This is a genomic window from Campylobacter sp. US53 (assembly GCF_004378995.1).
Taxonomy (GTDB): Bacteria; Campylobacterota; Campylobacteria; order Campylobacterales; family Campylobacteraceae; genus Campylobacter_D; species Campylobacter_D jejuni.
This window is the reverse complement of record NZ_RYYH01000017.1, coordinates 1-5,538: the sequence shown is the minus strand read 5'-3', so window position 1 is coordinate 5,538 and position 5,538 is coordinate 1. Positions and strand designations below refer to the sequence as shown.

At 29.2% G+C, this 5,538-nt stretch carries 1 protein-coding gene and 4 pseudogenes; all 5 read right to left on the bottom strand.

Annotated elements, in window-relative coordinates; all coding sequences use genetic code 11:
- Window positions 1-1,338, bottom strand: a pseudogene (locus tag ELQ05_RS08085) (ShlB/FhaC/HecB family hemolysin secretion/activation protein); the annotation flags it as partial.
- A gap of 321 nt (window positions 1,339-1,659) precedes the next feature.
- Window positions 1,660-1,797, bottom strand: a complete 138-nt coding sequence (locus ELQ05_RS08460; protein ID WP_180752898.1) for a hypothetical protein — start codon at window positions 1,795-1,797, stop codon at window positions 1,660-1,662.
- Between the two features lie 140 nt (window positions 1,798-1,937).
- Window positions 1,938-2,262 (bottom strand): annotated as a pseudogene (locus tag ELQ05_RS08455) (hypothetical protein).
- A gap of 504 nt (window positions 2,263-2,766) precedes the next feature.
- Window positions 2,767-3,348 (bottom strand): annotated as a pseudogene (locus ELQ05_RS08450) (filamentous hemagglutinin N-terminal domain-containing protein); the annotation flags it as partial.
- A gap of 372 nt (window positions 3,349-3,720) precedes the next feature.
- Window positions 3,721-5,538, bottom strand: a pseudogene (locus tag ELQ05_RS08330) (hypothetical protein); the annotation flags it as partial.

The window sequence follows — 5,538 nt, the reverse complement described above, 5'->3', positions numbered from 1 at the left end:
TATCATTAAAGAAATAAGCATTGTTAAGATTGACATTGAGTTTAGCAAATTTTCCAAATTCTGCTCCACCTACTTTGTTTGTTCCTATACCTACTATAGTCATACCTTCATCTTTAACATTACCATAGCTTACATTAGCACTATAAGAAAAACTATCATTGCTAATGCCATTATAAACTCCTTCTATACCAAAGCTTATCGTATCAGAGCTTTTATCAAAGGTTAAAATATCAAATTTAGAATCACTAAGCTTTTTATGATAATAGCTTGAAGTTGAATAAAAAGAATTATAAGTTGTAATCCACAAAGGATATTTTAAATCTATACCTAGATTTTCAGAAGTTCCTATAAAGTCAAATTCTCTCCAAATTCCTCCTAAAGCATAGTTTCCTTTAGAATAACTTGGAGTGATTTTTAAATTCCCTAAGAAAGTAGTATAGCTTATACCATAGTTAGTTTGTGCTTCATCGCTTCTTTGCAAATAAGCATTAAGACTATCTCCTTGATGAGCTATGTTATTAAAACTCATACTAGCACCACCCCTATATCTGCCTGATTCTTTTATACCGTAATTATCCCCATAAAACAATACAGAAACAAAGTTATCACTAGGGGTAGTTTCTATCACTACATCTGTTTCACCTGGATTATCTCCTGCTTTTAAAGAAGCAAGGGTTTGTATGCCATACATTTCATTGACTTTATAAACCGCATCTTCTACTAATTTAGTAGCGATGATTTTACCTTTATGATTAGGTAATTTACTTTCTATAGCATAATCTCTTACACTAGAATTGTTTTGAACCACATATTTACCTAAAACACCTAAGGTGATATTGATTTGAATTTGATCTTTTAATTCTTGTTGTGGGATATAAGCTGTAGCAGCAGGATAACCACTAACTTGAACATAATAAGAAATGATTTGGCTATATCTTGTAAGTCTTGAACTGAAATACTTTCTTTTTTGTAATCGTTTAAGGCTTCTTGTAAAACTTGCTCATCTAAACCTAGATCTTTAAAGTTTATGTTTTTATTGGTAATATGAAAGTTAAAGCTAACTTTATGAATTGATTCTTCTTTAGAAGTATTTTTTAAAGAAGGAGTGTTTGAATTTGGGATTTTAGTTTTTAAAGTATTATCATTAGACAAATTAGGTTGATTTTTTTGAGTGTTGTTATTATCTTTTTGAGTGTTTTTCTTTGTGTTAGTGGTTTTTGAATTATTATCATCACTAGTATTAGAATGATCTATGATAATCACTCCATCTTTTACTTTTAAAGTGTTATTGTAGTTTTTTAAGTTAGCATCTTCTTTATAAGGAGATTGTTCTAACATTTGTATGGTTTTTTTATTATCTTTAGTATCACTAGCATAAAGGCTTAAGATAGCTAAACTAGATAGTAAGATAATGCGTTTCATTTGTGTTTTTCCTTTTTAATGATTTCATAAGATCTTGTTTTTAGATTTGGTTTTTAATCTTTTTTATTTTTTGCTTTTTCTGTTTTTATTTTTCTTTCTTTTTATCTTTTTATTTATCTTTATTTTTTGTATTTGTTTGATTGATTATCAATCTTTTTTGATTTTTAATCTTTAAATTTTATTTGTTTTATTAATTTTTAACAAGATCCAAAAGGCTTTTAACCTTTTGGATTTTAATCATCTTGAGCAAGGATTTCCTGCTTTAAAATTATCCGATACTATACAAGCATTACCACTTTCTTGAGTACTGGCTTCATCTATACTTGCTTGTTTATCATCTTCATTGATATTTGGATCTTCATCTGTAGTTTGCATAAGCAAAGCTGTAGCAATGTCAGGTTCTTGTTGTCCTATGGTATCATTTGGGTTATTATTAGAACCGTTGTTGTTACCATTGTTAATATCACCTGAATCGGTTCCATCATTTCCGTTGTTGGAGTTGTTAGATCCTGAATTTATAATGGATACTGGCTTATAGTTTGCACTATATTTTCCATTGATTGTAAGATGACTAGTTCCATCTATACTTGCACTTGCTAAAGTTTTATTAGAATTTTCTAAACTAGAATTATTGCTAGCTGTAGTAGTTTGAAGAGCTGTTGTAGCTTGTTGTAAATCACTAGAAGCTTTATCGACAGCTTGTTTTAAACCTGCAAGAACTTTATCGCCATTATTGCCTGTTATACCATTTAAAGCGGTATTGTAAGCTTCAACTGCTTTATTATAAGTTTCTACAGCATCATCGTAAGTTTTTTGAATTTTTTCTTGCTCTTCGTTTATTTTAGGAATTTGAGAAAGAATTTCTTTTGTTTTAATAATAGCTTGATTGCTTTTTTCTAATGTAATATAATGAGAATTAAGAGCATTTTTTAAGCTTTCATTTTCACTTAAACTTGCTTGATTATATAAGGCGGTAGCAAAATCCATGCTTTGACTAATGTTTGCTAATTCATCACTTGAAAACTCTTGCTTGTTTTCTTTATAAAATTTATTCAGATTTTTAATATCTACATAAGAATTGATTTTTAATGCATCGAAAATCGAATTTATAACTTCGTTTGAGATGTCTGCTGAAGTGATGAGATTGCTAGTTTCATAAACTATATGATTTTTTTTAATATAGTCAGCAGAATTTCCAAATGTACTACCTTTTAGCATTCCATTGTTTGCAAAACCACCTTCATTGGCATTGTATACATTCCCATTAACCCATCCAGCATTCCAAAAACCATTAACAACACTTACAGATTCACCAATTAAAAAAACTATTCCATTTGATGAATCCCAATCTCCTACATTTCCATCTTTATCAAAATCAGCATATTGTTTAGCTACTATTCCAATATAATCACTTTTTATATATCCTGTGTTTATAATATTTCCCATATTAGGCTTAATTACAGGAGAAACGCTCTTCTTATATTCATATCCTGCAATATTTCCACTACTCGCAAACTCTTGCATCTCTTTATCCCCTATTGATGAAGCAGACAGAACAATTTTATTTGCATTAATACTTCCATCTTTACCCACTACTATACCATTAGGATTGATTAAAAAGATATTATTGCTTCCACCTTCTAGCTTTCCATCTATATGAGAGCTTTTAGAACCATAAGTGATATTGAGATAGTTTTTACCATTACCATTAAAATTTACAGTTTCACCACTTGCTATATTAAAACCACCGCCCCATTGGATAACAGAGTTTTGTCCTTTTCCTGTGATATCCATCACTTTATCATTTATATTTATAGTCCCACTTGTTCCATGAGTGAACTTACCCCCACTTGGTAAAACATAGCTTTGTGTAAAAAGTAAAGAACCTACAACTAAAGACAAAGAAAGTTTATTTAACTTTTTCATGACTTGCTCCTTTTTGTAAGATTAAGATTTAAGAATCTTTTGTTTATATTTATAAAAATACAAGCAAAAGATTCCTATCTTTAAGATAGGAATGATTTATTTTATCTTTGCGTAAATGCTTTTGCCATCTTGAGATATTCTTACTTCATAAGAAAGTTTTTGTAAATTCATCTTTTTTAATCTATCTATAGAACTTAGTTTAAAATCTTCTTTGTTTTTTTGCATTTTTCCAATAAAGCTTTGAAGTTCTTCTTGATTTAAAGTATTAGAGTTTTCATCTATAAAACCTTGCTCACTTTGTAAAATTAAGATTTCTTTATTTTTAAGGTAGGGGTATTGCTCTTTGAGGGTATAAAGAGCCAATACTCCCTCGCTAGAAATATTAATAGGAGCATCGTATGACTTCAAAAGGGGAGTTGTGTTGATTTTATTGGATACAATAAGATAATAATGCTCAAAGTTATTAATAATTCTAGCTTCAACTTTAGTATTTAAAATCAGTCTATTGTTTTTACTTAAACTGATATCTGAAGGAGCTACAGCATTAGAAGCACTATAATTATCTTCATAATGCACCAACGCTCCTGCTAATATATCTATGAAAGTGTTTTTAAATATATTTAAATTCCCACCTATATATAAGGTATTATTATAAGATTTAGCTTCACTTAAACCTGTAATGGCTGAAGGAGCTATAAAAATAGAATTGTTATTTTTATACTCATCAAGATTGAGATTGTTTATGATTAAGGTATTATCATGGGCATTGTTTGAAAGTCCAGCTATAATACTTAAAATTCCTTCTCTTTTATCTGAAGCTACACCAAATAAAGTATCATTGATAATGATTTTATTATAAGCAGCTTCATTATAAGCTATAATCAAATAAGCATTATCAGCTGCATTAGAAGAATGGTTTTTTATATCTATGGTATTATGATTGGCTTTATCTAAAGCTCTTATGATGATTTTAGAACCTTTATCTATATTACTTGCATCGGTAATGCTTTGAACATTGTTGTAATTTATAGTATTATAAGAGGCTTCTTTAGCTTCTGTTAATACAGTTAAATTTCTAAAAGAAGCAAAGTCTTTAATCACTACTTCATTGTTATTAGCACTACTAGGATAAAAGTCTTGATTATTAAGAATGTTTTTCTTAGCTGTATAAATGTATACAGGTAAGGTTGACATAGAATTATTGATATAAACTTTATTATAATCCGCACTGCCTTCTAAGGTTCTAGCAGCTACAATATTTAAAGCATCTTTATAGCTTTGAGAAAGATCGGTTGTGGTAAGATCGTTTTTAATATTAATGGTATTATGATTAGCTCCTTTAGTTGCAAAGCCACCATAAAAAGAATGTTGGTTATAACCTAAGAAGTTATTAGCGATTTCTAAAGGATGTTTTAATTCCATGTTAAAGGTATTATAATTTGCTTCTCCATTATTAGAAGCTCCTACATAGAAGTTAAATAAAGCTTGAGCAAAAATGTTCTCATTGTTTTTATCTTTTTTTAGGTTTTTAATATCTTTTAAATTGATAGTATTATCTAAGGCTTGTCCTTGTTCGGTTTTTCCACCCCAAAAATCAGCAAATAAAACAGAATTATAAGCTAGGGGTTATTTATCATGGTTCATATACATATCAAGATTAAAACCATCTATGTCTAAAAGGTTTTTACTGGCTTGAAAGTTTTTATCTGTTCCACTATCTATATAACCTGCGCTAATATGAGCAGCAGCTGAACTAGCATAAGCTTTGCTTGGACCATGGATAATCATATTAGCATCTTTGATAAAGATTTTATTGTTTTTTACATTACCTTGATAAGCTAAACCACCTACAAGGCGAGTGATTCTTTCATCAAAGGTATTATTACCATTTTTATCTTTTTTAGGTAAGGAAGTAAAAAACTCTACACTGCTACCTGCTTCTATATTTAAACTATTATTTGTAGAATCTCCATAAGTGGCTATAGCTCCGATTAAATAAGGAGCACCATTTAAGGCTAAATCATAAGTGTTCTCAACTCCCATACTAATATGGGCATCTTTTTGAAGTATGGTTTGGTTATAGCTTGCATTACCATAATGGGTAAAGGTAGAACTCATTAAGAAATTCATGCGTTGATTGCTTTTAGAATTACTAGGGTTTTTTATATGAGTATCTTTAGGTTTAAGATA